This window comes from Spirosoma rhododendri, assembly GCF_012849055.1.
In the GTDB taxonomy this organism is placed as follows: Bacteria; Bacteroidota; Bacteroidia; order Cytophagales; family Spirosomataceae; genus Spirosoma; species Spirosoma rhododendri.
On record NZ_CP051677.1, the window covers coordinates 1524354 to 1550572 of the forward strand.

Sequence of the window (26219 nt, forward strand, 5' to 3'; positions counted from 1 at the left end):
ACACCTAACTTTCCACTGCCTGCCGGTGTTTACAGGAGTAGTCATTACTCAATGTATTCCCACCCGATTATGGACTTTATCGATTATTATAGTGTGCTGGGTATTTCCAAAGATGCTTCTGATGACGACATCAAGAAAGCGTACCGGAAACTGGCCCGCAAGCACCACCCTGACCTGAATCCGAACGATCAGGAAGCCAATAAAAAATTTCAGCAGATCAACGAAGCCAACGAAGTACTGAGCGACCCCGAAAAGCGGAAGAAATACGATCAGTACGGAAAAGACTGGCAACACGCCGAGCAGTTTGAGGAAGCCAAACGGCAACAGCAGCAGTCGCGGCAGAGTTACGGTCAGTCGTCGGCAGGCGCGGGCGATTACGACTTTTCGGAAGGCTTCGGCGGGGCCGACTTCTCCGATTTCTTCTCGTCGATGTTCGGGCAGGAAGCAGGCGGGGGGCGTGGTCGGCGGCAGACGCAGTTTAAAGGGCAGGATTATCAGGCCGAACTGCACCTAAGCCTGCGGGATGCCTACACGACCCACAAGCAAACCATGAACGTGGATGGTAAAAACATTCGGATCACGGTGCAGGCGGGTGTCGAAAATGGGCAGAAAATTAAGCTGTCGGGGTACGGTTCGCCCGGCATCAACGGCGGACCGAATGGCGATCTGTACATCACGTTCGTCATTGAGGACGATACCCGATTCCGGCGGATGGGCAACGATCTGTACGTCGATGAGGAGATCGATCTGTACACGGCGGTGCTGGGCGGTGAGCGGGTCGTTGAGACAATGGACGGGAAAGTGAAGCTGACAGTGAAACCCGAAACGCAGAACGGAACGAAAGTCCGGTTGAAAGGGAAAGGCTTCCCGGTATATAAGCAGGACGGCTCGTTTGGCGACTTGTACATCACGTGGCAAGTGAAGCTACCGACCAACCTGACCGATCAGCAGAAAGAACTGTTCCAGCAATTAGCCGCCCTTTAACCGACCTGACCCATGCAACCAACCACCTTAATTTCGATCCGCGAGTTCTGCGTATATCATCACGTCGAAACGACGTTCGTAGAAACATTAGCTGACAACGGCCTGATTCAAACGACCGTCGTTGAGCAGACGACCTATGTTGAACCGACGCAGCTTACCCAGCTTGAAAAGTTCGTCCGGCTTCACCGCGACCTGCACATCCATACCGACGATCTGGACGTCGTGTCCGACCTGCTCGACCGGATGGAATCGCTGCAAGGGCAATTGCAGACGCTGCAAAACAGGCTTCGATTCTACGAACGGTAGAATCGTTTAGGTCTGCTACTTTCCGAAGCCGGTTTGGAAAAATAGCAGGTGCTTCTCGATGTTATCGCCCCAATACGTCCACGTATGGGCGCCGGGCCGTTCGGCGTAGTCGTGGTCGATTTTCTGCTGCATGAGCTTTTGGTGCAATGCCCGGTTGACGTCAATAAAGAAGTCATTGACACCGCACTCGATCATCAATCGCAGATCGCCGTTGCGCAGACTGTCGGCGACGTTGATGACCGTGTTGCGCTCCCAGTTGGCAGCATTGGTAGCCTCTTCGCCAAGCGCTTCTTTGATATTCCAGTTGTTAGGAAACGGACGAATATCGACACCCCCACTCAGACTCCCGGCCTGCCCGAACGTGTCCCGGTGACGAATCGCCAGGTACAGTGCCCCATGCCCGCCCATCGATAAGCCGGTGATTGCCCGATGCCGCCGGTCGGGCAGGGTCCGATAGTTCGCGTCGACATAAGCGGGCAGTTCGGCGCCGACGAAGGTTTCGTAACGCAGGGCCGGATTCAACGGACTGTCAAAATACCAGCTGTTGGCCCCGTCCGGGCAAACAATGATTTGCTGGTACCGGTCGGCGAGGGCGGTCAGGGCGGGCGCTTTTTTGACCCAGTCGCTGTGGTTGCCGCTGTACCCGTGGAGCAGGTAAACGACCGGATAACGGCTGCTCGTCGCGCTGCCGTATTGATCGGGGGTAATAACGACGCACTTCAGCGACTTGTGCATAGCCGGGCTGTTGATAGACACTGTGTCGACCCGCGCGGCCAGTACACGCTGATGGTTGCCGATGAGCAGGACACCGACCAGGAGGAAACGAAATAGCAAATTCATGATGGGGGTCAGAAGCGCGTGTAACTATGATTCTACCGGCCAGGCGGCAAACTGTCCCAGACAGCTTCCAGCTGTCGAGCCGTAGGCTAAATTAAATGCAGTTGCCAAATTAGCCGCTGGTGCGGCTCCGACAGCTGGAAGCTGTCGGGGACAAGTTTATCAGGCTTCGCCCCGGCGTAGGGCGTTGACTAGATTGTGCGCCCGGCGGGTGGGTTCGGGAATACGGTAGCCGCCGTCGCAACGGAGGGTGAGGTCGATAGCCGTGTCGAGGTCGATCAGGTGGCCGGGCGATACGTAGACGGGGTTGACCTTGTTTTTGGTACGGAGCGCTGCACCGATAATATCGCCATAGTGGCGCATGGGCGACCAAGACCCGCGTTCGGGAGCGGGTTCATCAAACTTGCCGACCAGCACCGATTTGCCACAGCCGAACGTCGGTACGTTCAGGAACAAACCGCCGTGCGACGCAATCCCAATCCGGCGGGGGTGAGCCGTGCCGTGACCGTCGAACATCACCACGTCCGGCACGGTCTGGAGTTTTTGCCACGCTTCGAGCAGCGCGGGAATTTCCCGAAACGACAACAGGCCCGGTATGTACGGAAACGAAGCCGTGCTGACTACACCCGACTGATCGATTGTTTCCAGCGTGTCAAGCCGTAGCACAACGATACCCGCGTAGACCGTCTCCTCGAACTTGTTGAACGAGATGTCGCAGCCCGCAATGGTTTCGGGTGGTTTACCGAGCGGCTCAATCCGAATCTGATGGCGTAGCTGCTGTTGCAGGGCTACGGCGTCGGTGGGCGACAGGTTCCAGTCGTGGAGTGGGGTGTAGTCAGCCATCGGCTAGTCAACGATCTTGACCCTGATTTTGTGGGGAGCCGGGTAGTCGCCACCGAAGTACAGGCCCGTTTTATAGGCAAACGTTTTGTCGTGCGTAAACGGAACGGGCGTACCGCCCAGCACCTGATACACTTTGCGTTGATAATCGATTTTTATAGTCAGCAGGGTGGGCTGATTGATTGCCGTTTCAGCGACTTTGAACATCGTCCGCTGCCCGCCTACGTACACGTACGACGCTAGTTCAATGCGCTGCCGCTGCGGACTCCACCGCCAGCCAACCCGCGCCCCGTCGACCTGATGGGGTGCTTCGCCGAGGTCCTGATCTTTCGAGCCGACAAAGCCAAAACCGATCACCTTGTTCCAGTCCTGATTATCGACCGAGTTAAGGTCGTAGATGCAGCTACTGTCGAAGGTAACGGTCGCCGACACTTCGCTGGGACTGACCAGCACGCCCGTCTTGCGCTTGGGGAATGGCTCGTGATCGCCCGCTTCAATCGTTACCCAATTGGGATCGGCCAGCAAAAAGTCAGGAACGCAGCTGTTCAGGAGCAGGCTTATACCCAGTAGCATTGTCGTTGCCAGCCAGTAGCGGGTAGATGAAGAAATGCCGGTTTGCCGAAGAATCATCGAAGAAGCATAGTTGGTCAGACAAATAACGCCATAAATCAGCTAAACCATATTCTACCTGGTCAGCTCACACGGTTGATTGATACCAAACACCGGGTCAAAATTAGCCAGTGGACTCGTGTTTGATTAAATCTGGAATGTGACATGGTTGGGTTTGTATGATCCGGATAGTCAACCACTTATCAAAAAATAGCCCAACTCTTCGTTACTCTTTCGTACCTTTCTTCTCGAATCGATTCAAAACACACCCTATACATGCAATCGGCTATCAATTCTCCTATTGTAGCGGTGCGCGAACCTGTCGCGCGGCCCGCTGTCGAGCAGGCACAGGCCACGATTCCCGTCTACCTCTACGCCGTTGTTTTCGCATCGTTCTGTATCGTCGTTGGGCTGCTCTGGGACATTATGTGGCATGTGAGTATCGGTCGCGACGGGCTATTGGCACCACCGCACCTGGTCATCTACGTCGGGGCCGTGATAGGCGGGTTGTTTTCGGCCTACCAGATTCTGAGCATGACGTTCGCCAAAAATCACCCCGGTCGGGCGACGGCCGTACCGTTCTGGGGCGTTTTCTACGGGCCGCTGGGTGCCATGTTCTGCGTATGGGGTGCGCTGACGATGCTGACCTCAGCCCCCTTCGACGACTGGTGGCACAACACATACGGCCTCGACGTGCAGATTCTGACGCCCCCGCATACGGTGCTGGCTGTCGGCATCATGACACTCCAGCTGGGCGCGATGGTTAGCCTGCTGGCTCTGCAAAATCGCTGGTCGATGGCTGGTCTTGCTGTGTCGCCAACGCAGCTGACCCGCTTAAAGTGGCTGTTCGCACTGGCGTCGGGGCTACTGCTCACAATTGTCTACACGCTGTCGTCGGAATCGCTGGGGCGGCTGTCGTCGCACCGGTCGTCGTACTACAGCACGGCGGCAATCATCTTTCCGTTTTTTCTGCTGGCCGTTGGGCGGGCGTTGAAACTGCGGTGGCCCGTCACGACGGTTGCTGCCCTGCACATGCTGGTGCTGGTGGTGCCAAGCTGGGTGATACAGAATTTCCCCGCAACGCCCCGGTTAGGCCCGGTGCTGAACCCGATCACGACCTACCAGCCGTTTATGTTTCCGCTGTTGCTCGTCATACCCGCGCTGGCCGTCGACTGGCTGATGCATCGCTTCGAGGCAACGAACTCATTGGGTCGCTTCGCCGACTGGAAGCGTGCGTTGCTCTACGGCGGGGCGTTTCTGCTGGTGTTTCTGGCCGTACAATGGCCGTTTGGTGGTTTTCTGGCAACGTCGCCCCATGCACGGAACGGCTTTTTTCTGTCGTATATGTGGCCTTACGATAATGATCCAAACTGGCCTTACCGGTACGCGTTCAACCCCAAACGCATACAGTCAATGAGTCTGTTCTGGACGAATATAGCCTGGGCAGTTCTGTATGCGACGCTCTCGGCGCGAGTTGGTTTGTTGTGGGGAAACTGGATGAAGCGGGTCGTTCGATAACGGCCCCCTTGAACAAGCAACGATAATTCAGAATGAAACGGTTTTTGATGATCTGGCTGGCAGTGAGCCTGCTGCTGGCTCTGCCCGCCTGGGCGCATATTGGCAGTGCAGGCGTGGTGGTTGAAAAGCAGGTGGGCAAATATAGCCTGCTCATTAGCGTACAACCGCCTGACGTAGTGCCGGGTGTGGCGAAAGTAGCTGTTTTTGTGCAACAGGGCCGCGTGTCGGCTATAGGCGCACGCCCGGTTTATTTCTTCGCTGGCGATAAAGGCGCACCCACGCACGACGAACTGATGAAAACCGCCGACGGCTCGTATCAGGCCGACATCTGGCTGATGGAATCCGGCTCGTCGAGTATCGAACTGAGTCTCGACGGCCCCGATGGGCATCAGCAGGTGATCGTCCCGGTCGTGTCGGTTGCGACGGCGTTGCGCGAGATGCCCGCCGGGACGGGTATTGGTCTGGCGGCAATGGGGCTGCTACTGATTGCGATGCTGGTCACGATTGTCGGGGCTAGTAATGCCGATGGTGTCCTTGCGACGGGTCAGGTTACGCCCGCCAAACTCCGGCGTCGGCGGTTGGTGGGTATGGGCGTCGGATTAGTCGTTGTCACACTGGTACTGACTGGCTGGCGCACCTGGTGGAACCACACGTCGGATGCATACCGCACCGAGCAGCTTTATCAGAAACCGGCACTCAATACGGTAATTACCGGCCCGGCTACCAGCCGCCAACTGGCAATCCGGCTCGATACGACGGGCTTCGGGCAACCCGATAACCAGAAACGGCGGCAGATGAGTTTTCTCATTCCCGACCACGGTAAGCTGATGCACACGTTTCTGGTGCGGGTACCGGGTCTGGACGCGTTTGCCCACCTGCACCCCACCCGGCGCGACTCGCTCGAATTTACCAGTCAGTTGCCCGGTCTACCCGCCGGGAAGTACCTGCTGTTTTCCGACGTAGTCTACCGAAGCGGGTTTAGTGAAACCCTGACCGACACGCTTGATCTGCCCGCGCCTGTGGCTGGTACGAACGCCGTTACCGATGCCGACGATAGCTGGCTGACGACTAATGCGATCAGCACGAAACCCGCCGAGACCACTATGGCCCGGCTCGACAATACAATGGCCGTCTGCGGGAAACCCGGTGACCGGGTGCCGCTGTCCGACGGGTCGAGTATGCTCTGGATGGATAAGCCGGGCGCGGTGCTCGAAACTGGCAAACCCTACGTGCTAAAGTTCGCCCTGGCCGACGCCAACGGTACAGCTACGCCCATCGAACCGTATCTGGGTATGAGCGGGCACGGCGTCATCGTACACAACGACGGGTCGGTGTACATCCACCTGCACCCCGTCGGGACGTATTCGATGGCGGCCGAGGGGTCGCTGGTAAACCGTATTGCTGATACCGCCCGCAACGTCCCGTCGATTAGTGCCGTAACGTTCCGTGACAGTATCGACCGGTACGTGGCGCACCTGAAAACGCTGCCCGAAGCGGAGAAAAACAAGGTGCTGGCTGCGGCTATGCCGTCGCACGAGATGAAAATCAACAACATGGTTTCGTTCCCGTATTCGTTCCCCAAAGCGGGGCGGTACCGAATCTGGGTGCAGGTGAAACGGCAGAACAAAGTACTGACGGGCGTGTTCGATACCGACGTCGAAGAACCGCTGATGTGAGTAGAAACGGGCCTGATCGGGCATTCTGATGCTGACGACCGTTATTCCCGTCGTCCTGCCTGAATGATTCGCCGAGATGCCCTGACTGCGCTGGCGGCTTCCGCCGGAAGCCTGCTGACTGAACCAACGCAAGCCCTGCCCACGTCGCCGACGGCCCTGCCGCCCGCCTTCGTGCCCTGCCTGAACATGAGCACGATCCGGGGCAGAAGCTGGGGTTTATGGGTGAACTGGAAACGGCTTCAAAAGCGGGCTTTCGCTCCGTTGAAATCTGGATTGACTCGTTTCAGGAATACCTGAAAACCAATACTCCCGCCGAAACGCGCCGACGCATCGGTGATCTGGGCCTGCGGGTTGAAAATGCCATCGGCTTTGCGCCCTGGATTGTGGACGATGCATCGGCCCGGCAGAAAGGTGTCGAGCAGTTGAAACGGGAAATGGCGCAACTGGCCGAAATCGGCTGTAAACGCATCGCTACCCCACCCATTGGGGCACATACGCCCAACGACCCGATTATTCCGCTGCCGCCCATCGCCGAACGGTACCGGGCTATTCTGGATATGGGCAGTCAGATCGGGGTAATTCCGCAACTGGAGCTGTGGGGCTTTGCCCGTAACCTCAACCGCCTGAGCGATGTGATGTACGTAGCCATCGAGAGCGGCCACCCGGCGGCACGGGTACTGCTCGACATTTACCACCTCTACAAAGGCGGGTCGGGCGTTGAGATGTTGCCGTTCGTGGGTAAACCGGCTATCGAGATTTTCCACGTCAACGATTACCCCGGCAACCTGTCCCGCGAAAAAATCACCGACGCCGACCGCATCTACCCCGGCGACGGTATTGCCCCGATAAAAGCCGCCCTGAACGCCATCCGCTCTCCCGGCCGGACCGTCGTGCTATCGTTGGAAGTGTTCAACAAATCCTATTACGCGCAGGACGCCCAAACCGTCGCCAAAACCGCCTTCGTGAAAATGAACCGGCTGATCGGCAATGCTGATTAACCTGTCTCAGAGGTTGTTTAGTAATCGTTTCTGTCATCCCTCCTGTCGTCGGGATGACAAAGGGCGCATTTTTGATGCAGTAATGAAGCCATAGGCAACCCACGCAGACAGTAAGATGCTGTCTGAGACAGGTCTGCTATTCCTTATCCGCTTGCTGATCGGCGCGGATTTCGGGGAGGGTGTCGGAGTCTATCAGGCCAAGCGAAGCCGCGTGTTCGGCAGCGGCTACTGTATCGGCCACGAGCAGCATCGGCACGTCGAATTGCTGCGTCGCCTGAATCAGCTGATTAACAGCTTCGTCGCGTTCTGCCCCCGTCGAGACGTCGCGGATGTAGATGGCTTTGATCCGGCCGGGGTTCTCGCGAACGACCTGCGCGTAAATTTCGGGGTCCTGCTGCCCACTATCGCCGATCAGTACGAACGGCAATTGCGGGTTTACGTCCAGCACTTTCCGAATCATCGACAGCTTGTGCGTGTGATGCGATTGTGACGACAGCAGCGATGGGTCAAGGCCCAAATCGCGGAGTAGGATTGGCCCTTTCGGAACGCCCTGAATACGGAAGAAATCGACCAGCAGATCATACAGATTCCACGGGCTGCTCGATACATAGTAGATCGGGTTGAACAGCGTTGTGACGGGGCCGCTTTGCAGAGCGCGGTAAAACGCGGCTACCCCGGCAAATGGCAGGCGGCTGTAGGCGTTGCCCAGAAATGTCAGTCGGGCGGTTTGCAGCAGGCTCGTTGCACCCGTAACCAGTACCGTATCATCAATGTCGGAGATAACGCCAAACTGACTGAACGGGGGTGAAATCATCAAATAGCCCTCTTTCCGCACCGGGTTGCCCGTTATTGGCTGCGTGATACCGTCGAGTGAGTACGTCACCGGAAACCAGACCCGGCCGGGAGGCAGATCGTTTGGCGGGTTGATCGTCACCTCAAAATAGCCTTCCTCATCGGCCACGGCTGTGTGGGTTTGCCCGAAGGCTTCGACGCGCACGGTTACACCCGGCACCTCGTCGGTCTCGAACCGCTGATAGGTCGCCAGCAAGTTATTCCAGTAGGTGTCGCGGTCGGAGGGGGTGCTCAAGTCGCGTTCGCGCAGTACCCGCCCTTTCAGCCACACCGCCGACGGACTGCCGAAGCCCCGGTAGTACACAATGCGGTACGGTTTATCGGCGTCCATGCGCCCGAACAGCTTTTCTTTCAGCCGATCAAAGCCCGCTTCGGCCGTCGTGGCTGCGTTTGTCAATATGTCTTTCCAGTTGCTCATGCCTGTTGTGTCGCGCGTTGATAATCGGTCCATTCGTCAATGTCGGTCAGCGTTTCCAGCAGTTCGACGGTCAATCCGTTTTGCAGAATGGCCAGTTCGGTCAGTTGAAACAGTTCCGGCTGACTCCAGGGCATATCCGCAAACAGAAACGGCTGCGGCTGTTTCATCCCCAGCAGATAATAACCACCGTCGGTAGCCGGTCCGATCACGATGTCGGCCTGTTCGAGCGCGTCGAACGCCAGCCGGAGGTGCTCGGTTGTGATCGCCAGACAGTCGCTGCCGATGATAACGACGCGTTCAGCCCCTGCCGAAAACTCTCGCGCAAAGGCATCCTGCATCCGTTCGCCGAGGTCGGCCGGGCTGCGCTGTAGTTGTTTATCGTAACCGTTCCAGCCATCATCCGGGTTGATAAAATCGCCGTAATAAACCACGCGCCGGTCGGAGAGGGGCTGGGTGATTGCCTGCGTATGGCGTAGTAGTTCACGGTACACGGCCACGGCTTTTTCGTCTCCTACGATTCGGGCGATGCGCGTTTTGACCTGACCGGCAATGGGGTTTTTCACGAAGATGATGAGGTGATTCTGGGTCATACGCGGGTTTGTGGTAACTTTGCCGTTCGTATTGAACCGCACAAAATAGGGTCTTTACTAACAACCATGAGCAAACAAATTGTTTATACCGATCAGGCTCCCGCGCCAATTGGCCCGTACAGTCAGGCCGTGAAAATAAATGGAACGCTGTTCGTGTCGGGGCAAATCGCACTCGACGTAGCCGGGCAGGGCGATATTAAGGCCGAAACGCAGAAAGTGATGGAAAACCTCGGCGCTATTTTGAAAGCCGCCGGGATGGATTACGCAAACGTGGTCAAATCCAGCATTTTCGTGAAGGATATGAACAACTTCGCGGCTATCAACGAGGTGTACGGCCAGTATTTCACGAGCGAACCGCCCGCCCGCGAAACCGTCGAAGTAGCCCGCCTGCCAAAAGACGTCAACGTCGAAATTTCGGTAATTGCTGTACAATGATTGAATGATAGATTGGTAGAATGATAGAATAGGTTCGTGCATCAGCATATTCTATCATTCTATCAATCTATCATTCAAAATTCTTCTCCCATGTCAACACAAGTCCGCGTTCGGTTCGCCCCCAGCCCCACCGGCCCGCTGCATATTGGCGGGGTGCGTACCGCGCTCTATAATTATTTGTTTGCCCGTAAAATGGGCGGCAAGATGCTGCTCCGCATCGAAGATACCGACCAGAACCGCTTTGTGCCGGGTGCCGAAGACTATATCCTCGACGCATTGCGCTGGGCCGGTATCGAAATCGATGAAGGACAAGGCATTGGAGGGCCACATGCACCCTACCGTCAGTCGGAACGGCGCGAGATTTACCAGAAAGAAGCGCAGCGGCTTATCGACGAAGGGAAAGCGTACTATGCCTTCGATACCGCCGAAGAACTCGACGCCATGCGGCAGCGGCTCGAAGCGGCTAACGCTCCGGCGGCTCAGTATAACGCCATTACGCGGATGCAGATGCGCAACAGTCTGACGCTATCGGCGGATGACGTGAAGGCGCGGATGGATGCGGGTGAACCCTACGTAATCCGGCTGAAAACCCCGCGTAAGGAGGAAGTGCGGCTCAACGACCTCATTCGCGGCTGGGTAAATGTGCATTCGTCGGCCATTGATGACAAGGTGCTGCTCAAATCCGACGGGCTGCCTACCTATCACCTGGCTAACATCGTCGATGACCACCTGATGGGCATTACGCACGTCATTCGGGGTGAAGAATGGTTGCCGTCGGCCCCGCTGCACGTGTTGTTGTACCGCTATCTGGGCTGGGAAGATACGATGCCGCAGTTTGCCCACCTGCCGCTGCTGCTCAAGCCCGAAGGTAACGGCAAGCTCAGCAAGCGCGACGCTGATCTGGGCGGCTTCCCCATTTTTCCGCTGCAATGGACCGACCCCAATACAGGGCAGGTGGCGCGGGGCTTCCGCGAAGATGGGTATCTGCCCGAAGCGACGATTAACTTTCTAGCTCTGCTGGGCTGGAACCCCGGCACCGAGCAGGAACTGTTCACGATGGACGAACTGATTGCCAGCTTCGATCTGTCGCAGGTACACAAAGCCGGAGCGCGGTTCGACATCCAGAAAGCGCAGTGGTTCAACCATCAGTACATCAAAGAGCAGCCCGACGCCGTGCTGGCACCGACCGTGCAGGTGCAGGCCGAAGCTGCTGGCTACGACTGTTCGCTGGAGAAGGCGGAAAAGATCGCGGCCCTGCTGAAGGGCCGGGTTAACTTTGCCCGCGAGATTGTCGATGAAGCAACGACCATTTTCAACCCGCCCGCCAGCTATGATGAAGCGGTGACGGCGGCCAAATGGAATGCCGACGCCGTGAAAGCTGTAACTGCCTTCCGCGACGCACTGACGCAGTTTGACGGTGATTTTGTCGCCGATGCGATCAAGCACACGCTTTCCGACGCGATGACGCAGGCGGGTATCAAGCAGGGCAAGATCATGCAGGCGATGCGGCTGGCCCTGACCGGCTCCGGCGCAGGTCCCGACCTGATGCTGACGATGGAGATTATCGGTAAAGACGAAACGCTGCGTCGGCTGGAACAGGCACTGACTACCCTGCCGCAGCCCTGACAACACGGGTAAACATGCGGCCCAATCCGCTTGTTAGGCATAGACTTATGGCTGAACCCGGTAAACCGAAACGAACTATGGCAAAGAAAAAAGTTAACCCCGACGAAAACGAAAAACCCCGCGTTCATAAAGAACTTGAAGGGTTTGATATTCAGATCAATTCGTTCGGCGAAATCACAACCAGCTTCGACATCGACCGGATCAATCAGTTTCTGAACAAGACCGTCGATGACAAGAAGCTGCGCCACCGCACGGACCTCAACCTGAAAGGCGATCAGCCCGATCAGGATGCCGACACAGAGAGAAGCGATGACGAAAAGCTGTTCGACGAAACCGATAACGACCTGCCCGACGACATCAATCAGCGGTAGCGAATAAGGTACGCTAGTATGATACCACAACTGACATCGGTAACGGCAACAGGCAAGTATACGCTAAACCTCCTTTTCGCGGATGGGCTTGCTGGTACGCTAGACCTGTCTGATCTGGCTGGTAAGGGCGTTTTCAAAATATGGGATGAGGATGACCTGTTTTTTCATCCGTATATCAGCGAAACGGGTTCGATCAGCTGGAATGAACAAGTTGATATCGATGCCACCAATGCGTACCTGAAAATCAAGGGTATTTCGTTTGATGACTGGCGGCATCGTTCTTTGCAATATGCCACAGATTAGTCGCTTTTTCGGAATCATAATCGCGATGTATTATGACGATCATAACCCTCCTCACTTTCACGCCAAGTACGGTAGTGAAGAATGCCTGATCGCAATACGTGATTTGACCTTACTCAGCGGGCGGCTTCCATCACGTGCACTAGGGATGGTGATTGAATGGGCCGCGCTTCACCAATCAGAGTTGATGGTTAACTGGGAATTAGCGAAGCAACTACAGACGCTGAATACTATAGAACCGCTGATGTAAGTAGCATGGTTGACTAATGTTAATCTGCACACATCATTTCCAAGCCCGACCCGTGAAATAATCCGGTCGGGCTTTTTTTGTGCCGTTCGTCCAAAAACAACGTGGTCTGGATGCCAAGATTTGGTAGGTTTCACCCATCAAACCGGCTCTTTAAACCAAAGCAACCATGTATTCTCACGAAATCGACTACAAAATCATTGGTGAAGACATTCAGATCGTAGAAATCGAGCTGGACCCCAACGAAACCGTTATTGCTGAAGCTGGCTCCATGCTCTATATGGAAGACGGTATTCAGTTTGAAACCAAGATGGGCGATGGTTCGCAGCCCGATCAGGGGTTTATGGGTAAACTGTTACAGGCCGGTACGCGGGTTATTACGGGCGAGTCGCTGTTTATGACCCACTTCACCAACCGGGGTGTTGGCAAACGGAAAGTATCGTTTGCGGCTCCCTATCCGGGAACGATCATGCCCGTCAACCTGGGGAATATTTATGGTAATACGCTCATCGTGCAGAAAGACGCGTTTTTGTGCGCGGCTCTCGGAACGCGCCTGAGCATTCAGTTTAATCAGCGGCTGGGTTCGGGCTTTTTCGGTGGCGAAGGGTTTATCCTCGAAAAAGTACAGGGCGACGGCATGGCGTTTATCCATGCCGGGGGTGTGGTTATCGAGCGGACGCTGAACAACGAAATGATACGGGTCGATACGGGCTGCGTCGTTGGCTTTGAACCCAGCGTTAGCTTCGATATTCAGCGGTCGGGTGGACTGAAAAGCATGATCTTCGGGGGTGAAGGTATCTTCCTGGCTACGCTGCGCGGATCGGGCAAAGTCTGGATTCAGTCGATGCCGATCTCGAAACTGGTACAGCGGTTGTCTCCAAACGGTGGGCAGGCCACCAAGGAGAGCGGTTCGGTGCTTGGTCAGCTGGGTAATCTGTTCCAGGACTAAAAAATCGGACGAATCAGTGAGGTAACGGTCCGGCGTTACCGTTTACGAATAGAACTCCGCAATAGTCAGGGATTATCAAACTGAACGAACTACAATTGCGTTGTAGTTTTGCACCTGATTCCCCCTGCGCTTTGTCATGGACGTTATTTGTACCAACGATAAATTTCCGGCCCCTGTACTGGCATTCTACGCTGAATTTGGCATTACAACCCCAAAAAAAGATCAGCTGTATACCATACGGCAGGTGAAGCGGCACACGACCGGTGAAACGGGGGTGCTGCTCAACGAAATACAGAATCCCGACGTACCCGTGAAACACCCGATTATGGGCGAAGTGTGGTTCGAGCCAACGTTTAATATCAATCGGTTTGCTACGCTGATGGGGCAACCCGTTCGTGCGGAGGAACTCGCCGACGTCAACGTATAGGTACGCTATCAACGAAAAAGCCCGGCACCAAATGGCCGGGCTTTTTCGTTGATAGCGTACCTACTTTCTACACAATGCGTTACCTGCCTGTTCTGTTGATGGCTTTACTGACTGCCTGCGGTAGCGGTGAAAGCGATTCGTACGTTCCCAAACCGAAAGGATACCCCCGCCTTGATCTGCCCGTTGCCCGGTACAAACCGTTGGAGCCTACGCATCCGTATGCGTTTGAATACAACCAGGTTGCCCGTATCCTGCGCGATACGTTTGCCCGCTCCGAGCCCGACTGGATCTTCATCAACTACCCCGCTTTTCACGCCAGCGTGCAGCTGACGTACAAGCCCGTCCGTAACGACGTAAACCGGTTACGGGCCATGCTTGAAGACTCATACAAACTGGCGGCCCGACACAACATCAAGGCGTATTCGATTGAGCAACGCAAGATCAGGCTGAAGTCGGGGCTGGAAGCCAGTGTAATCGATCTGACGGGGGAAGTGCCGAGTCAGGTGCAGTTTGTAACGACCGATTCAACAACCCATTTCCTGCGTGGAGCGTTGTATTTCAATACGGCCACCGAAAACGATTCGCTGCAACCCGTTATCGCCTACATTCGCAAGGATATTATGCACCTGCTCAACACATTGACGTGGCGTACTAAATAAGTTTAACTACAATTCGACACGCATGAAACTAGTTGCTACGCTCGTAGCCTGCCTGGCGCTGACAACCGCATTCGCGCAGACAAAATCCGCCGTAACGCCACCCGCGTCGAAAACAACGACAGCGGCCGTAAAATCGCCGGGGCAGATTGTATACGAACAAAACTGCCTGAGCTGCCATCAGGCAAACGGCTCCGGCGTGCCGGGTCTGAACCCACCCCTGCGCGGTGTAGACTGGGTAACTGGCGATAAAACGCGGCTAATTAATGTCCTGCTGAAAGGGTTGCAGGGGCAGGAAATCGACGGAGAGACCTACGACAACGTTATGCCCGCCCACGACTTTCTGAACGATCAGCAGCTCGCTGATGTGCTGACCTATATCCGCAGTAGTTTCGGCAACAAGGCCGGTGCTATAAAGCCGGAAGACGTAAAAGCGCAGCGGAAATAACGGTTTACGATATACGGTTTACAGTTTTCGGTGGCTGGCGCAGGCGTTGTAGCCTGGACGTCCACGTCCGGGTGCCCAGCAGGGCAATTGTGTAAGACGGCAGCTTTTTGGTCGCTGTCACGCCCACCCGGACGTGGACGTCCAGGCTACATTCACACACCCGTCACAAAACCGTTTCTATGTCTGAATCACGCCGACCGAAAACGGCTTTGTAATAGGGGCGTGGTTGGCGGCTGCGATGCCTTCGGAGAGCACGGTGCGGGTGTCGAGGGGGTCGATAACGGCGTCGACCCACAGGCGGGCGGCAGCGTAGTAGGGCGATAGCTGGGCGTTGTATTGATCGGTGATCTGCTGCAACTGCGCCTGTTCTTCATCGGGCGTCATCGGCTGGCCTTTCGCTTTTTGCGATGCTACCTGAATCTGCAACAGCGTTTTTGCTGCCGACGCACCGCTCATCACCGCCATCTGCGCCGTGGGCCAGGCCAGCATCAGCCGGGGGTCGTAGGCTTTGCCGCACATGGCGTAGTTGCCCGCCCCGTAGGAGTTGCCCACGACAACCGTGAACTTGGGCACTACCGAGTTGGCCATCGCGCTGACCATCTTGGCCCCGTCTTTTATGATGCCGCCCTGCTCGGCCCGACTGCCGACCATGAAGCCCGACACGTCCTGCAAAAACACCAGCGGAATCCTTTTCTGATTGCAGACCATGATAAACCGGGCGGCTTTATCGGCGGCATCGCCATAGATGACGCCCCCCATCTGCATTTCGCTGGCTTGCCCCGCCCGGCCTTTCGCCTTCACGACTTTCCGCTGATTCGCGATGATCCCCACTGCCCAGCCGTCGATACGCCCGTAGCCACACAGCAGCGACTGTCCGTAGCCGGGCTTGTACTCGTCTAACGCTGATCCATCGAGCAGACAGTCGAGAATAGCGCGCATGTCGTAGGGCTTGGTACGGTCGAGGGGAAGAACCGTGGAAATATCAGCCGGGTCTTTGACGGGTGGGGCAGGAGTGGTGCGGTCGAAACCCGCTTTCTCGCTGTGGCCCGTTTTCTCGAAAATACGCTTTATCGCGTCCAAGCAGCTTTTGTCGTCGGGGTAACGGTGGTCGATCACGCCCGAAATGTCGGTGTGCGTAACGGCCCCGCCCAGCGTCTCCGCGTCGACGTCTTCGCCGATTGATGCCCGAACCAGGTACGGCCCCGCCAGAAAAATCGACCCCGTGCCTTCCACGATCAGCGTTTCGTCGGACATGGCGGGCAGGTACGCGCCACCCGCTACGCAGCTACCCATCACGGCGGCTACCTGCAACACACCCATCGCCGAAAGGTGGGCGTTGTTGCGGAACATCCGGCCAAAGTGGTCTTTATCGGCGAAGACCTCGTTTTGCAACGGCAGGTACACCCCCGCACTGTCGACCAGATACACGATCGGTAGGCGGTTTTCCATCGCGATTTCCTGCGCCCGCAGATTTTTCTTGGCTGTAATCGGAAACCAGGCACCGGCTTTTACCGTCGCGTCGTTGGCCACGATAACGCACTGCCGCCCCGACACGTACCCCATCCCGACAATGACCCCGCCCGACGGACAGCCGCCATGTTCAGGATAGAGTTCATCACCGGCAAACAGACCAATTTCGACGAATGGGGCATCGTCGTCGGTGAGGTAGTCGATGCGTTCGCGGGCGGTCAGCTTGCCTTTTTTGTGCTGATCGTCAATCTTTTTCTGTCCGCCACCCAGCCGGGTCCGGGCTTCGCGTTCGTGGAGTTGGTCGGTGAGGGTCATAGATAGTTTAGGATGATGAAGTAAAAAAGACCGGCCCCCAAACGGTGAACCGGCCTTTGTGTTGGTTTAAGGTTTTGGGTTTACGGTTTGCTCAACGCACGAATGCGTTCCACAGTCTGTAAACCGTACTCTGCGTCGAGTCTACTTATTTCCCGTCGAGTCGATGTTTGTTGTCGTCACTGTCGATGTCGTAATCGTCATGCTGCCGGGTTGAGCAACGGGCGGCTTATCCTTGTCTTTCTTACCGAACAGCGAGAAATGCACGTACCGCTTGGGGTTCTGCCGCAGATCAGACAGCAGCAGCGCCATGTTGGCCGTCGTCGCGTTGACGTTCTTGTACAGCGCTTCGTCGGTAGTCAGCTTACCCAGCGACCCACGCCCCTGCTCGATACTGCCCAACAGCTTCTGCATGTTGTCGATCGTCTTGTTGACGGTGTTCAGCGTCTGCCGCAGTTCCAGCTTTTGCAGCGAATCGGCAAACGAATCAGCCTTATCCAGAATCGGGTTCAGCTTCTGCTCTGTCTCGTTGAATGACCGTGCCAGTTGGTTGACGTTGGCCAGCGCCGTCCGCAGGCCCGCCCGGTTCTCGGCAATTGTCAGATCGAGCGTACCGACGGCACCGTTGGCACTCGCCAGCGTTTTGTTGAGGATAACCCCCGTCTGATCGAACTGCCCAACGATCTTGTTGAGCTGGTAGGTAAGCGAGTCGACGTTGTTCAGTACAGGCAGGGTTCGCTCCCGAATCAGAGCCGACAGACCCGATTCGCGGGTGGCAATCAGCCTGCCGCCGTCGTCCAGCAGGGGACGAGCCGGGTTGATGACGAGCCGGATCAGTTTACCGCCCAGCAACCCATCGTCGGCCAGTACGGCACGCGTACCCTGAGTGATACGAATGTCTTTCTTCAGTTCGACCGTGACCAGCAGTTTGTTGCCCTGGTCCTGTAAAATCTCGACGCTCTTGACCTGCCCGACCACCAGACCGTTTATCCGGACGGGATTGGAGGCTGTCAGGCCATCGACGTTATCGTAAATAGCCGTGTATTTTTTGGTAGACGAGAAGAAATCGGAGCCTTTGAGGAAGTTGAAACCGAAATAAAGCATGAGCAGTGAGACAACTGCCAGCAACCCTACCTTAATCTCCTTAGAAAATTTCATGCGTGTATGAAGGTGATACCGGTCCTATGACCTAAGCCGGACCAGTCTTCCTATAACCAAGTTAACCGGCTGTTTGTCCCGACGTATACGCAAAAAGGTGATAGCGAAGCGCCTTACGGCCAGGCTCAAACCGCCTGACTCCGCTGAAACGGCCTAGTTTGCCGCTTCGACTTCTTCTCTGTACTGGACAAGTGCCTTGTAAATAGCCCCCGTAATTTCGGCCTGCCCGTCGTCGCTAATCAGAAAGTCTTCTTCCGTCGGATTGGTGAGGTAGCCCGTTTCAACCAGTACACTCGGCATCGCTGTGCGCCAGAGCACCAGAAAACCAGCCTGTTTGACGCCGTTGCTTTTGCGGTCGGCATTGCGCCGGAAGCTGCGTTCTACTTTTTCGGCGAAGTTGATACTGCTGCCCATAAAGGCGTGCTGGTAATTGGCCAGCATAATGTGCGCCAGCGGGGAGTTTGGGTTGAAGCCCTTGTACGTCTGCTCGTAGTTGGCTTCTTTCAGAATAACGGCGTTTTCCCGTTTGGCCACGTCAAGGTTACCTTCGGTTTTGTGCAGACCCATCGTGTATGTTTCCGTGCCATACACCTTGTGCGACGATGGGCTGGCATTACAGTGAATCGAAATAAACAAATCGGCGCGGTTGCGATTCGCAATGGCCGAGCGTTCGGCCAGTTCGATAAACCGGTCGGTTGAGCGGGTGTAGATAACTTTTATACCGGGCATCTCTTCTTTGATCCGACGCCCCAGCGCCAGTACCAGCTCCAGCACAATGCGCTTTTCAGTTACTTTACGGCCGTGGGTACCGGGGTCTTTTCCGCCGTGCCCCGCGTCGAGTACGACCGTCCGCAGCCTGTTTGGTACAGATTCTGTATCGGCTGGCGTTGTTTGCCGGACCGAGTCCTGGGTCGGACCGAGGGGTAAAATCGGGCGGAAAGACAGCAGCGTAAGACCGAGTAATGGCCCGGCAGTAAGCAGCAGGGTTGTCATTATTCCGGGAGATACTGAGCGAACGGAACCACCCGTTGCTTTAATAATTTTTAACAGGGCAAAACGTTTCAAGTCGATAGTAGGATAACGGTTGGGCGATACCTTTGTAAACTACTGGCACCAGGCCCTTGTAGCAAATATAATTTTTTTAATAAAACAGTACTAAACGGACTTTATTTTGCGGCCCACCCGGATTTCGTTAACGCTCACTCGTCTGTTTCTCTGCCTGATCTGCCTTTTTTGGGCAATCGGAGCGACAGGACAGACTAGGCCAGCGTCGACCACGACCACGCCGGGCACGTCTAAGTCAGGCGTATCTACGCGGCCTGCGTCGACCACGGCCAGGCCAGGAACAATCCGCCGGATACAACCCAGAACAATTACGCCCGGCATTGTTTCACCCAACGTCGTTATACCCGAAAGCCTGACCGGCCGCGTCGGCGATTCGACACGCACAGCCAAAAAGGACACCGCGCAGTCTGACGCCACTTTCCAGACGACCGTTAAATACCAGGCGAAAGACTCGACCATCTACCTCGCTGACGGTCAGACTGTCGAGTTGTTTGGCGATGCCAGCGTCATATACGGTGATATTTCGCTGAAGGCCGCCTACATCCGGCTGAACTACATCACTAACGAAGTGTATGCCCACGGGCGGTATGACTCGACGGCGAAGAAAACCATCGGGCAGCCTGTTTTTCAGGACGGCGAGGGCAAATACGATACCAAAGAGATCCGCTACAATTTCAAGTCGAAGAAGGGTAAGATTCAGGGGGTTATCACGCAGCAGGGCGAAGGAAACATCCGGGGTGTATCGGTGAAGAAAGACGCCGAAGACAACCTGTACATCGGGAAAGCCATTTACACGACCTGTAATTTGGCAACGCCCCACTTTCACATCAACGCCAGCAAGCTGAAGGTCATTCACAACAAGCAGGTCGTGGCCGGACCGTTCAATCTGGTTATCAGTCAGGTGCCGCTGCCGCTTGGTTTGCCGTTTGGCTTTTTCCCGTTCCCCAAGCGCAAGGAAATTGGTGTGTCGGGTGTGTTGATACCGCAGTACGGCGAAGAGCCCAATGGACGTGGTTTCTACCTGCGCGACGGCGGCTACTACTGGGCGGTAAACGAAAACCTCGGCCTGCAATTCAAAGGGCAGATTTATTCGCGTGGTAGCTGGGGGCTGGGGCTATCGTCGGCCTATAACAAACGGTATCGTTACAGCGGCTCGTTTAACCTGGCCTTCAACCGCAACCGGTCCGGCGACCGCGTCGATATAAGCCAGCAGCCCCGCAACGACTTTTCGATCAACTGGGCGCACTCGCCGGTGCCGCGTGGGCGGGGAAGCTTCTCGGCCAACGTCAATGCCAGCAGCAACTCGTACAACCAGTTTAACTCCTACACGGGTACTAACAACTACATCTCCAACGTCGCGGCTTCGTCGGTGCAGTACAGCCGAACGCTCGGTCAGTACGCCCGCTTCGGTGCCAACCTGCGTGTCAATCAGCAGTTCGGGCAGGTCAACCCAACGACGGGGACGCGCGAAAACGGCAAAACGGATATCTCATCGGACTTCAACTTTGGTCTGAACCAGATCGCGCCGTTTGCGTTGCGGGGTGGGTCGGGTCGCTGGTATGAAAGCTTCCGGTTTGGCCTCGACGTCAGCGGATCGATCACGGTCAGTAACACGATTCGCCGGTCAATCGACACCAGTGGGCTGGGTTTCGCCGTCGTCACGGGTGGCTCGAGCGTGTCGCTGGTTAGCGCCGTCGAGCGCGCCCGCGACAGTGCCAACCGGGCGCAGCGAATTCTGAACGGACAGATCGTGTCAGACCCCAACTTGATTGCCTTCAGTCTGGCTAATTCTGGCGTGATCTGGAACAATCGAGTGGTACAGGCCCGGTACAGCATTCCGATCACGCTGCCGAACATCAAGCTGCTGCGCTATGTCAACGTGACGCCGGGATTCTCGCTACAGGGCGACATTTTTACGAAAAAGCTGAATTACACGTACGTTCAGGCACAGGATGCTGTCCGAATTGATACGGCAAGGGGATTCTTTCCGTCGTACAACTTCGCCGTTAATGCCAGCGCTAACACCCGCTTTTACGGCACGTTCTTCGTACGCGGCAAGCGAATTGAGGCCATCCGACACACAGTAGCGCCGTCGATCTCATTCAGTTATATCCCTGACTTTACAAATCCAGCATTTGGCTTATTTCAAACGCTACAGCCCGTTGGCTCATTGGCGAACCTGCCCGAATACCGGCGAACGTTGTCTGTTTTCAGGGGCCTGGGTGGGAGTTCCGGAACGGGTAGTACGCAATCGGCAATTATCTCGTTCGGTATCGTTAACCAGCTGGAGATGAAGGTCAGGACGCGCGGGGGTGATTCGACGGGACAGGACTTTAAGAAAATTCCCATCTTCGACAACATCAGTATCAACGGCAACTACAACCTGCTGGCGCCCGACTTCAAACTATCGCCGATTGCGATCAGCGCCAACACGCAGATTTTTAAGAACGTTAGCTTTAACCTGTCGTCGACGTTCGATCCGTACGCCAACCGCCCGTACGGCGGAACGCCGTTGTACAGTCTGCCGAATGCAGGCAGTGGCTCAACGGCTCAGCCGCCCCTGACCTACTCAGACTATATTCTTTACAGTAACAGCTACTTGTTCGGTTCGCAGCAATACGCCCGTGTGCCGGGAGTGTATGCCATTCAGGCCGGGCAGGGGCTGGCCCGACTGACGAGTATGCAGGCTTACGTCAGCACACGATTTGCACCCAAAAAGTCGCAGCAGAAGCGCGGAGTGGGGAGTACGAACGGGATTCCAAACGTCAACGTAAACGATGCTACGGTACGGGCCATCAATCAGAACCCTGAACTGTACGTTGATTTTAACATTCCCTGGACGGTGAACGTCAGCTACACGTTTGGCCTGACGAAGTTCAATCCGGAATACTCGCAGGTAATTCAGGCCCTGACCCTGACCGGTGACCTGAGTCTGACACCCAAGTGGAAAGTGACGTTTAGCTCTGGTTACGACTTCCAGTACAAGCGCCCGACGCTGACGACCATCGGCATCAATCGTGACCTGCACTGCTGGGAAATGGCCTTCAACTGGACCCCTTACTCCGGCAGCAACATCCGGCAGGGTAACTATTCGTTCGATCTGCGTGCCCGCTCGTCCATCCTTCAGGAGTTGAAGCTGAGCCGTCGCCGTAGCTTCTACGATAACGGCGGTTTTTACCGGTAGGCTGCGCGGGTTTGAGGTTTGATGTATAAAGTTTAAGGTTGGCTGACGCGATGGTTCTGTTGCGCTGGCCAACCTTAAACTTTATACATCAAACCTCAAACCCGCACCGCTTACTGCTCCCGATTGACCGGCTCGGTCATGATGGTATGGCCCATCTTGTCGCGCTTGGTGCGGAGGTAAAACTCGTTATGCGGATTTGCCGGAATCTCGATGGGTACCGTATCGACGATTTCCAGTCCGTAGCCCATCAGGCCCGCCCGTTTTTTCGGATTGTTGGAAATCAGCTTCAGCTTGCGTATACCGAGATCACGCAGAATCTGCGCGCCAATGCCGTAATCACGGGCATCCATCGGCAGACCCAGCTCCAGATTTGCTTCGACCGTGTCGCGGCCCATTTCCTGTAGCTTGTAGGCTTTCAGCTTGTTGAGCAGACCGATACCGCGCCCTTCCTGAAACATATAAACGACCACGCCTTTACCAGCCGCTTCAACCATCTTCATCGATGCATGAAGCTGTGGGCCACAGTCGCAGCGGCAGGAGCCAAAGATGTCGCCCGTGACGCACGACGAATGGACGCGCACCAGTACCGGCTCGTTGGGCTCCCACGTGCCTTTGACCAGCGCCAGATGCGTATCGCCCGTGTTGCTTTGCTTATAAGCGATTAGGTCAAAATGCCCCCATTCAGTCGGCATATCGACACCGATTTCGCGCCGAATCAGCGTTTCCGTACGCAGCCGATATTCGATCAAGTCTTGGATGCTGACGAGTTTCATTCCGAAGCGGTCGGCCATAACGCGCAACTCCGGCAGCCGCGCCATCGTACCGTCCTCGTTCAGTACTTCAATCAGCACACCCACCGGGGCTAACCCGGCCAGCCGCGCCAGATCGACGGCTGCTTCGGTATGCCCTGCCCGGCGGATAACGCCCTCATCGACAGCCCGCAGCGGAAAAATGTGCCCCGGCCGACCCAAATCGTCGGGTTTCGTGTCGGGATCAACCAGTGCCCGGATGGTCTTGGCCCGGTCAGACGCCGAAATGCCCGTTGTGCAGCCGTTACCCAGCAGATCGACCGACACCGTAAATGGCGTGGTGTGTACCGATGTGTTGCTGGTAACCATCATGTCGAGGCCGAGTTCGTCGCATCGGTCCTGCGTTAATGGCGCGCACATCAGTCCGCGGGCTTCCCGAATCATGAAATTGACCATTTCGGGCGTAATCAGCTCGGCCGCGCAGATCATATCCCCCTCATTCTCGCGGTCTTCATCGTCGACGACGAGCACGATTTTACCGGCCCGGATATCGGCAATGGCGTCTTCGATTGAGTCGAGTTTCAGGGCCTGAGAATTTGTATTGAAATCCGACGTGTCGGCGATGTTGGTACTATTCTTGTCCATGAGTTTGGTTGATGGGTACCGACGTCCGTACTTTTGACGTTGGCGTAAAATTAACCATGACGGTGTGCATCGTTAATCAACTGCTCAGAAAACCGTTTTCCAGAAAGATACGTTTCGCCGGGCGCGAAAATGTCGCCGGGCGCGTTTTTCGAGTGATACCCAACTGCTTGACACAAAATCAGACGACTGGTTCAACTCTTTACCCGCTGTGCAAATTTTAGGAACGTGGCTAACTGAAAAGGGGGCAAAAATCGGGCAAACCAGCCTATTCGCTGCGCTGTTGATAGTGATAACAGCAACACTGGCGGTTGCGCAAAATGTATGCATAAATCCTGTCAATCCAGGAGAGTTCTCGGTAAGCAAGAGTAGAGTATGCATAGGAACACCAATCACGGTGAGTACACCCGCGAACATTTCGTCAGTAGGGTATGACTTTCAGTACGATGGTCGAGATTTGCAGAGAATACAAACAACTATTACCACTACGTACTCGTACACAGCCCCGGGCTCTTACACGATTGTCCAAGTGGGTAGCGGTAACTCGCTCGGTGTAGGAAGTATTACGTGTAAACAGGTCGAGGTGCTGCCCACGGGTGTCGTGCGGGCGACTACGCAGTCCTGCGCCAACCGGGTCGTAACGCTGACGGCCACGCTCGACGATTCTAACAACAAGTACGATGCGTACCAGGTCAACTGGGGCGATGGCGTGGTCCAGAGCTACACCTTAGCCCAGCTCCAGGCCCGGCCGCAGCATACCTACACCGATAGTCGTAACCGAACCGCAACCATTCAGGGGGTGTACAGTGCCCCGGCCAGTTGTGGCGGTACCCCATTCGCGATGTCGATCACCCCGCTGGCAAGTACCGCCACGGCGACGGCTCCCCTTATCTCGCGCCTGGCAACCGTTGGTGATAATAACCTGACGATAAGCTACCAAAGCAACACGGGGACTGCTGTTCAGCTGCTTCAGCGCGACGGATCGGGTGCCTACGTGCCGACCAGCCAGACGGGGACGTCGGCCGGTACGTTTTCGATACAGGCCAACACCCGGCAAACTCAGTGCTTTCAGCTGGTCAGTCAGGACGCATGCGGCACGGCTGGCCCGACCTCTGATCAGGTGTGCAGCATGGCGCTAAACGTGACGCCCGTCAGTAAGCAGAACAACCTAAGCTGGGAAGCGTATCAGGGAAACACGCCGTTTCGCTACTACCGCATCACGCGGGGCGGGTCGCCAACGGGCGGTACGATTACCAACAAAGCGACAACAACAACCAGTGACGCCAACAATATACAGTGCGGAGTGCAATACTGCTACGCCATCGAAGTAACGGCGGGTCCAACGGTAGTAACGTCGGCCCCGATCTGCGCAACGGGCGTTAACACCGAAGCCCCCGACAGCTTTACGAACGTGTTGGTATCGATTGAAAATGATAAGCCCCGGCTGATTGCCGCAATAAACGCGTCGTCATCGACCAGCTACACCATGATTGTCAGCCGGAGCAGCGGGGGCGGGCCCTTCCAGCAGGTGAGCGCTTTGTCGGGCAACACGTTTGTCGACGAAGCAGCTGATGTAAATGCGGGTTCGTACTGTTATCAGGTGGCGTACCAGAACACGTGCGGTCAGGTATCACCGCCATCGCCCACGGCCTGTACGGTATGGCTGTCGTCGCAATCGCCCAGCGGTATCGACTGGACCCGCGACTCTCCCTTCTCGACCGGTGGGGTCGAAAATTATACCGTTGAAGTGATTAACCCTGACAACGGTACAAAGCGTGAGATTCCGTCGGGAACCAATAGCCACTATGAGCCTGACCCAAACGACCCGGTGACGAGTGTGCAGCGGTACCGGATCATCGCCACCTCCGCACAGGGCGTGGTTAGCTACTCCAATTTTTATACGCTGCGCCGGTCTACACCGCTATTCGCCCCTGACGCATTTACTCCCAACGGCGATCAGGTCAACGACATTTTTCTGGTCAAAGGCACCACCTCCGACCTGTTTCGCCTGACTGTCTACAGCCGCTGGGGCCAGGCCGTTTTCAGTTCGACCGACATTACGAAAGGTTGGGACGGTACCGTCGGCGGCCAACCCGCCATTGAGGGGCAGTACATGTACCGCATCGAAGTCGAGGATTCCGATGGGCAGAAAACTGTTCGTACGGGCGGGGTGTTATTAGTGCGTTAACCCATAAAACAGATTGATGATGAACATGATGGATATGTTCGGGAAAATGAAGGAAGTTCAGTCCCGAATGAAAGATGCGCAGCAGAACCTGAACGCCATTACCGAAACGGGTGATGCTGGAGCGGGTATGGTGAAGGTGACGGTAAACGGTCTGAAAAATGTACTCAGCATCGACATTGATCCGGATCTGATCAAACCAGCCGACCGCGAAATGTTGCAGGACCTGATCGTAGCCGCCACAAACAAGGCCATTAGCGCTGTCGAAGTGAAAGCACGTGAACATCTGCGTCAGGCTACCGACGGGCTACTACCCAATATCCCCGGCATGAATCTCGACGGGCTGCTGTAAATCGGGTGGACGGAG

General features: G+C 55.8%; 27 protein-coding genes. 18 read left to right on the forward strand and 9 right to left on the reverse strand.

The genetic code is table 11. The annotated features are described in order from the left end of the window. The first annotated feature begins 69 nt into the window (after positions 1 to 69). Positions 70 to 984 carry a DnaJ C-terminal domain-containing protein gene (locus HH216_RS06095; RefSeq protein WP_169549979.1) on the forward strand — a complete coding sequence of 305 codons (915 nt, stop codon included), beginning with the start codon at positions 70 to 72 and terminating at the stop codon, positions 982 to 984. 12 nt (positions 985 to 996) lie between these two features. Continuing rightward, on the forward strand, positions 997 to 1290 hold the full coding sequence (locus tag HH216_RS06100) for a chaperone modulator CbpM (protein ID WP_169549980.1): 294 nt from the start codon (positions 997 to 999) through the stop codon (positions 1288 to 1290). Positions 1291 to 1305: 15 nt separating this feature from the next. On the opposite strand, the gene HH216_RS06105 is transcribed toward HH216_RS06100, so the two are convergent. The 3 genes from HH216_RS06105 to HH216_RS06115 form a co-directional block, all read right to left on the reverse strand. Continuing rightward, on the reverse strand, positions 1306 to 2130 hold the full coding sequence (locus tag HH216_RS06105; RefSeq protein ID WP_169549981.1) for an alpha/beta hydrolase: 825 nt from the start codon (positions 2128 to 2130) through the stop codon (positions 1306 to 1308). 159 nt (positions 2131 to 2289) lie between these two features. Then, a complete protein-coding gene (nfi, locus tag HH216_RS06110; RefSeq protein ID WP_169549982.1) occupies positions 2290 to 2970 on the reverse strand; it encodes a deoxyribonuclease V in 681 nt (226 codons plus the stop codon). A gap of 3 nt (positions 2971 to 2973) precedes the next feature. Next, positions 2974 to 3597 (reverse strand): hypothetical protein, encoded by a 624-nt coding sequence (locus HH216_RS06115; RefSeq protein ID WP_169549983.1) that lies wholly within the window; start codon positions 3595 to 3597, stop codon positions 2974 to 2976. Between the two features lie 255 nt (positions 3598 to 3852). Here HH216_RS06115 and HH216_RS06120 point away from each other — a divergent pair, with 255 nt between their 5' ends. From HH216_RS06120 to HH216_RS06135, 4 genes are all read left to right on the forward strand, one after another. Then, on the forward strand, positions 3853 to 5094 hold the full coding sequence (locus HH216_RS06120) for a hypothetical protein (RefSeq protein WP_254448707.1): 1242 nt from the start codon (positions 3853 to 3855) through the stop codon (positions 5092 to 5094). 32 nt (positions 5095 to 5126) lie between these two features. Next, positions 5127 to 6770 (forward strand): hypothetical protein, encoded by a 1644-nt coding sequence (locus tag HH216_RS06125; protein ID WP_169549984.1) that lies wholly within the window; start codon positions 5127 to 5129, stop codon positions 6768 to 6770. Between the two features lie 63 nt (positions 6771 to 6833). Next, on the forward strand, positions 6834 to 7067 hold the full coding sequence (locus HH216_RS26590) for a hypothetical protein (RefSeq protein ID WP_169549985.1): 234 nt from the start codon (positions 6834 to 6836) through the stop codon (positions 7065 to 7067). Next, entirely contained in the window at positions 6989 to 7768 is a 780-nt protein-coding gene (locus tag HH216_RS06135; RefSeq protein ID WP_169549986.1) for a sugar phosphate isomerase/epimerase family protein, read from the forward strand. The genes HH216_RS26590 and HH216_RS06135 overlap by 79 nt, the downstream gene beginning before the upstream one ends. A gap of 136 nt (positions 7769 to 7904) precedes the next feature. On the opposite strand, the gene HH216_RS06140 is transcribed toward HH216_RS06135, so the two are convergent. Then, the gene (locus HH216_RS06140; protein WP_169553281.1) at positions 7905 to 9038 is read right to left on the reverse strand and encodes an App1 family protein; all 1134 of its coding nucleotides are present in this window, start codon (positions 9036 to 9038) and stop codon (positions 7905 to 7907) included. Further along, positions 9035 to 9628 carry a TIGR04282 family arsenosugar biosynthesis glycosyltransferase gene (locus HH216_RS06145; RefSeq protein WP_169549987.1) on the reverse strand — a complete coding sequence of 198 codons (594 nt, stop codon included), beginning with the start codon at positions 9626 to 9628 and terminating at the stop codon, positions 9035 to 9037. Before HH216_RS06145 ends, HH216_RS06140 begins: the two co-directional genes overlap by 4 nt. Before the next feature lie 66 nt (positions 9629 to 9694). On the opposite strand from HH216_RS06145, the gene HH216_RS06150 reads away from it, so the two are divergent. The 9 genes from HH216_RS06150 (at position 9695) to HH216_RS06190 (ending at position 15087) form a co-directional block, all read left to right on the forward strand. Beyond that, on the forward strand, positions 9695 to 10063 hold the full coding sequence (locus tag HH216_RS06150) for a RidA family protein (protein WP_169549988.1): 369 nt from the start codon (positions 9695 to 9697) through the stop codon (positions 10061 to 10063). Between the two features lie 90 nt (positions 10064 to 10153). Then, positions 10154 to 11689 (forward strand): glutamate--tRNA ligase, encoded by a 1536-nt coding sequence (gltX, locus tag HH216_RS06155; protein WP_169549989.1) that lies wholly within the window; start codon positions 10154 to 10156, stop codon positions 11687 to 11689. A gap of 77 nt (positions 11690 to 11766) precedes the next feature. Then, positions 11767 to 12060 carry a hypothetical protein gene (locus tag HH216_RS06160; RefSeq protein ID WP_169549990.1) on the forward strand — a complete coding sequence of 98 codons (294 nt, stop codon included), beginning with the start codon at positions 11767 to 11769 and terminating at the stop codon, positions 12058 to 12060. Between the two features lie 18 nt (positions 12061 to 12078). Further along, positions 12079 to 12363: a DUF2442 domain-containing protein gene (locus tag HH216_RS06165; RefSeq protein WP_169549991.1), complete on the forward strand. Its 285-nt coding sequence runs from the start codon at positions 12079 to 12081 to the stop codon at positions 12361 to 12363. A 25-nt stretch (positions 12364 to 12388) separates the two neighbouring features. After that, entirely contained in the window at positions 12389 to 12610 is a 222-nt protein-coding gene (locus HH216_RS06170) for a DUF4160 domain-containing protein (RefSeq protein WP_254448817.1), read from the forward strand. A gap of 166 nt (positions 12611 to 12776) precedes the next feature. Beyond that, entirely contained in the window at positions 12777 to 13556 is a 780-nt protein-coding gene (locus tag HH216_RS06175; protein WP_169549993.1) for a TIGR00266 family protein, read from the forward strand. A 136-nt stretch (positions 13557 to 13692) separates the two neighbouring features. Then, a complete protein-coding gene (locus HH216_RS06180) occupies positions 13693 to 13983 on the forward strand; it encodes a hypothetical protein (RefSeq protein ID WP_169549994.1) in 291 nt (96 codons plus the stop codon). Between the two features lie 74 nt (positions 13984 to 14057). Further along, a complete protein-coding gene (gene gldD / locus HH216_RS06185) occupies positions 14058 to 14642 on the forward strand; it encodes a gliding motility lipoprotein GldD (protein WP_169549995.1) in 585 nt (194 codons plus the stop codon). A gap of 22 nt (positions 14643 to 14664) precedes the next feature. Beyond that, the gene (locus HH216_RS06190; RefSeq protein ID WP_169549996.1) at positions 14665 to 15087 is read left to right on the forward strand and encodes a c-type cytochrome; all 423 of its coding nucleotides are present in this window, start codon (positions 14665 to 14667) and stop codon (positions 15085 to 15087) included. A 177-nt stretch (positions 15088 to 15264) separates the two neighbouring features. Here HH216_RS06190 and HH216_RS06195 read toward each other — a convergent pair whose 3' ends face one another. The 3 genes from HH216_RS06195 to HH216_RS06205 form a co-directional block, all read right to left on the reverse strand. Beyond that, positions 15265 to 16872 (reverse strand): acyl-CoA carboxylase subunit beta, encoded by a 1608-nt coding sequence (locus tag HH216_RS06195; RefSeq protein WP_169549997.1) that lies wholly within the window; start codon positions 16870 to 16872, stop codon positions 15265 to 15267. Positions 16873 to 17013: 141 nt separating this feature from the next. After that, entirely contained in the window at positions 17014 to 18027 is a 1014-nt protein-coding gene (locus tag HH216_RS06200) for an MlaD family protein (protein WP_169549998.1), read from the reverse strand. Positions 18028 to 18180: 153 nt separating this feature from the next. Continuing rightward, entirely contained in the window at positions 18181 to 19020 is an 840-nt protein-coding gene (locus HH216_RS06205) for an N-acetylmuramoyl-L-alanine amidase family protein (RefSeq protein WP_169549999.1), read from the reverse strand. A 178-nt stretch (positions 19021 to 19198) separates the two neighbouring features. Between HH216_RS06205 and HH216_RS06210 the strand changes: the two genes are divergently transcribed. Continuing rightward, complete coding sequence (locus HH216_RS06210; protein WP_254448708.1) at positions 19199 to 22276, forward strand: putative LPS assembly protein LptD; 3078 nt, start codon at positions 19199 to 19201, stop codon at positions 22274 to 22276. A gap of 110 nt (positions 22277 to 22386) precedes the next feature. Here the strand turns inward: HH216_RS06210 and HH216_RS06215 are convergent, their stop codons facing one another. Continuing rightward, positions 22387 to 23670, reverse strand: coding sequence for a bifunctional 3,4-dihydroxy-2-butanone-4-phosphate synthase/GTP cyclohydrolase II (locus HH216_RS06215; protein ID WP_169550000.1), 1284 nt, complete (start codon positions 23668 to 23670; stop codon positions 22387 to 22389). 526 nt (positions 23671 to 24196) lie between these two features. Between HH216_RS06215 and HH216_RS06220 the strand changes: the two genes are divergently transcribed. Both HH216_RS06220 and HH216_RS06225 read left to right on the forward strand, forming a co-directional pair. Beyond that, on the forward strand, positions 24197 to 25855 hold the full coding sequence (locus tag HH216_RS06220) for a T9SS type B sorting domain-containing protein (RefSeq protein WP_169550001.1): 1659 nt from the start codon (positions 24197 to 24199) through the stop codon (positions 25853 to 25855). Between the two features lie 19 nt (positions 25856 to 25874). Next, the gene (locus tag HH216_RS06225) at positions 25875 to 26204 is read left to right on the forward strand and encodes a YbaB/EbfC family nucleoid-associated protein (protein ID WP_169553282.1); all 330 of its coding nucleotides are present in this window, start codon (positions 25875 to 25877) and stop codon (positions 26202 to 26204) included. Positions 26205 to 26219: the final 15 nt, after the last annotated feature.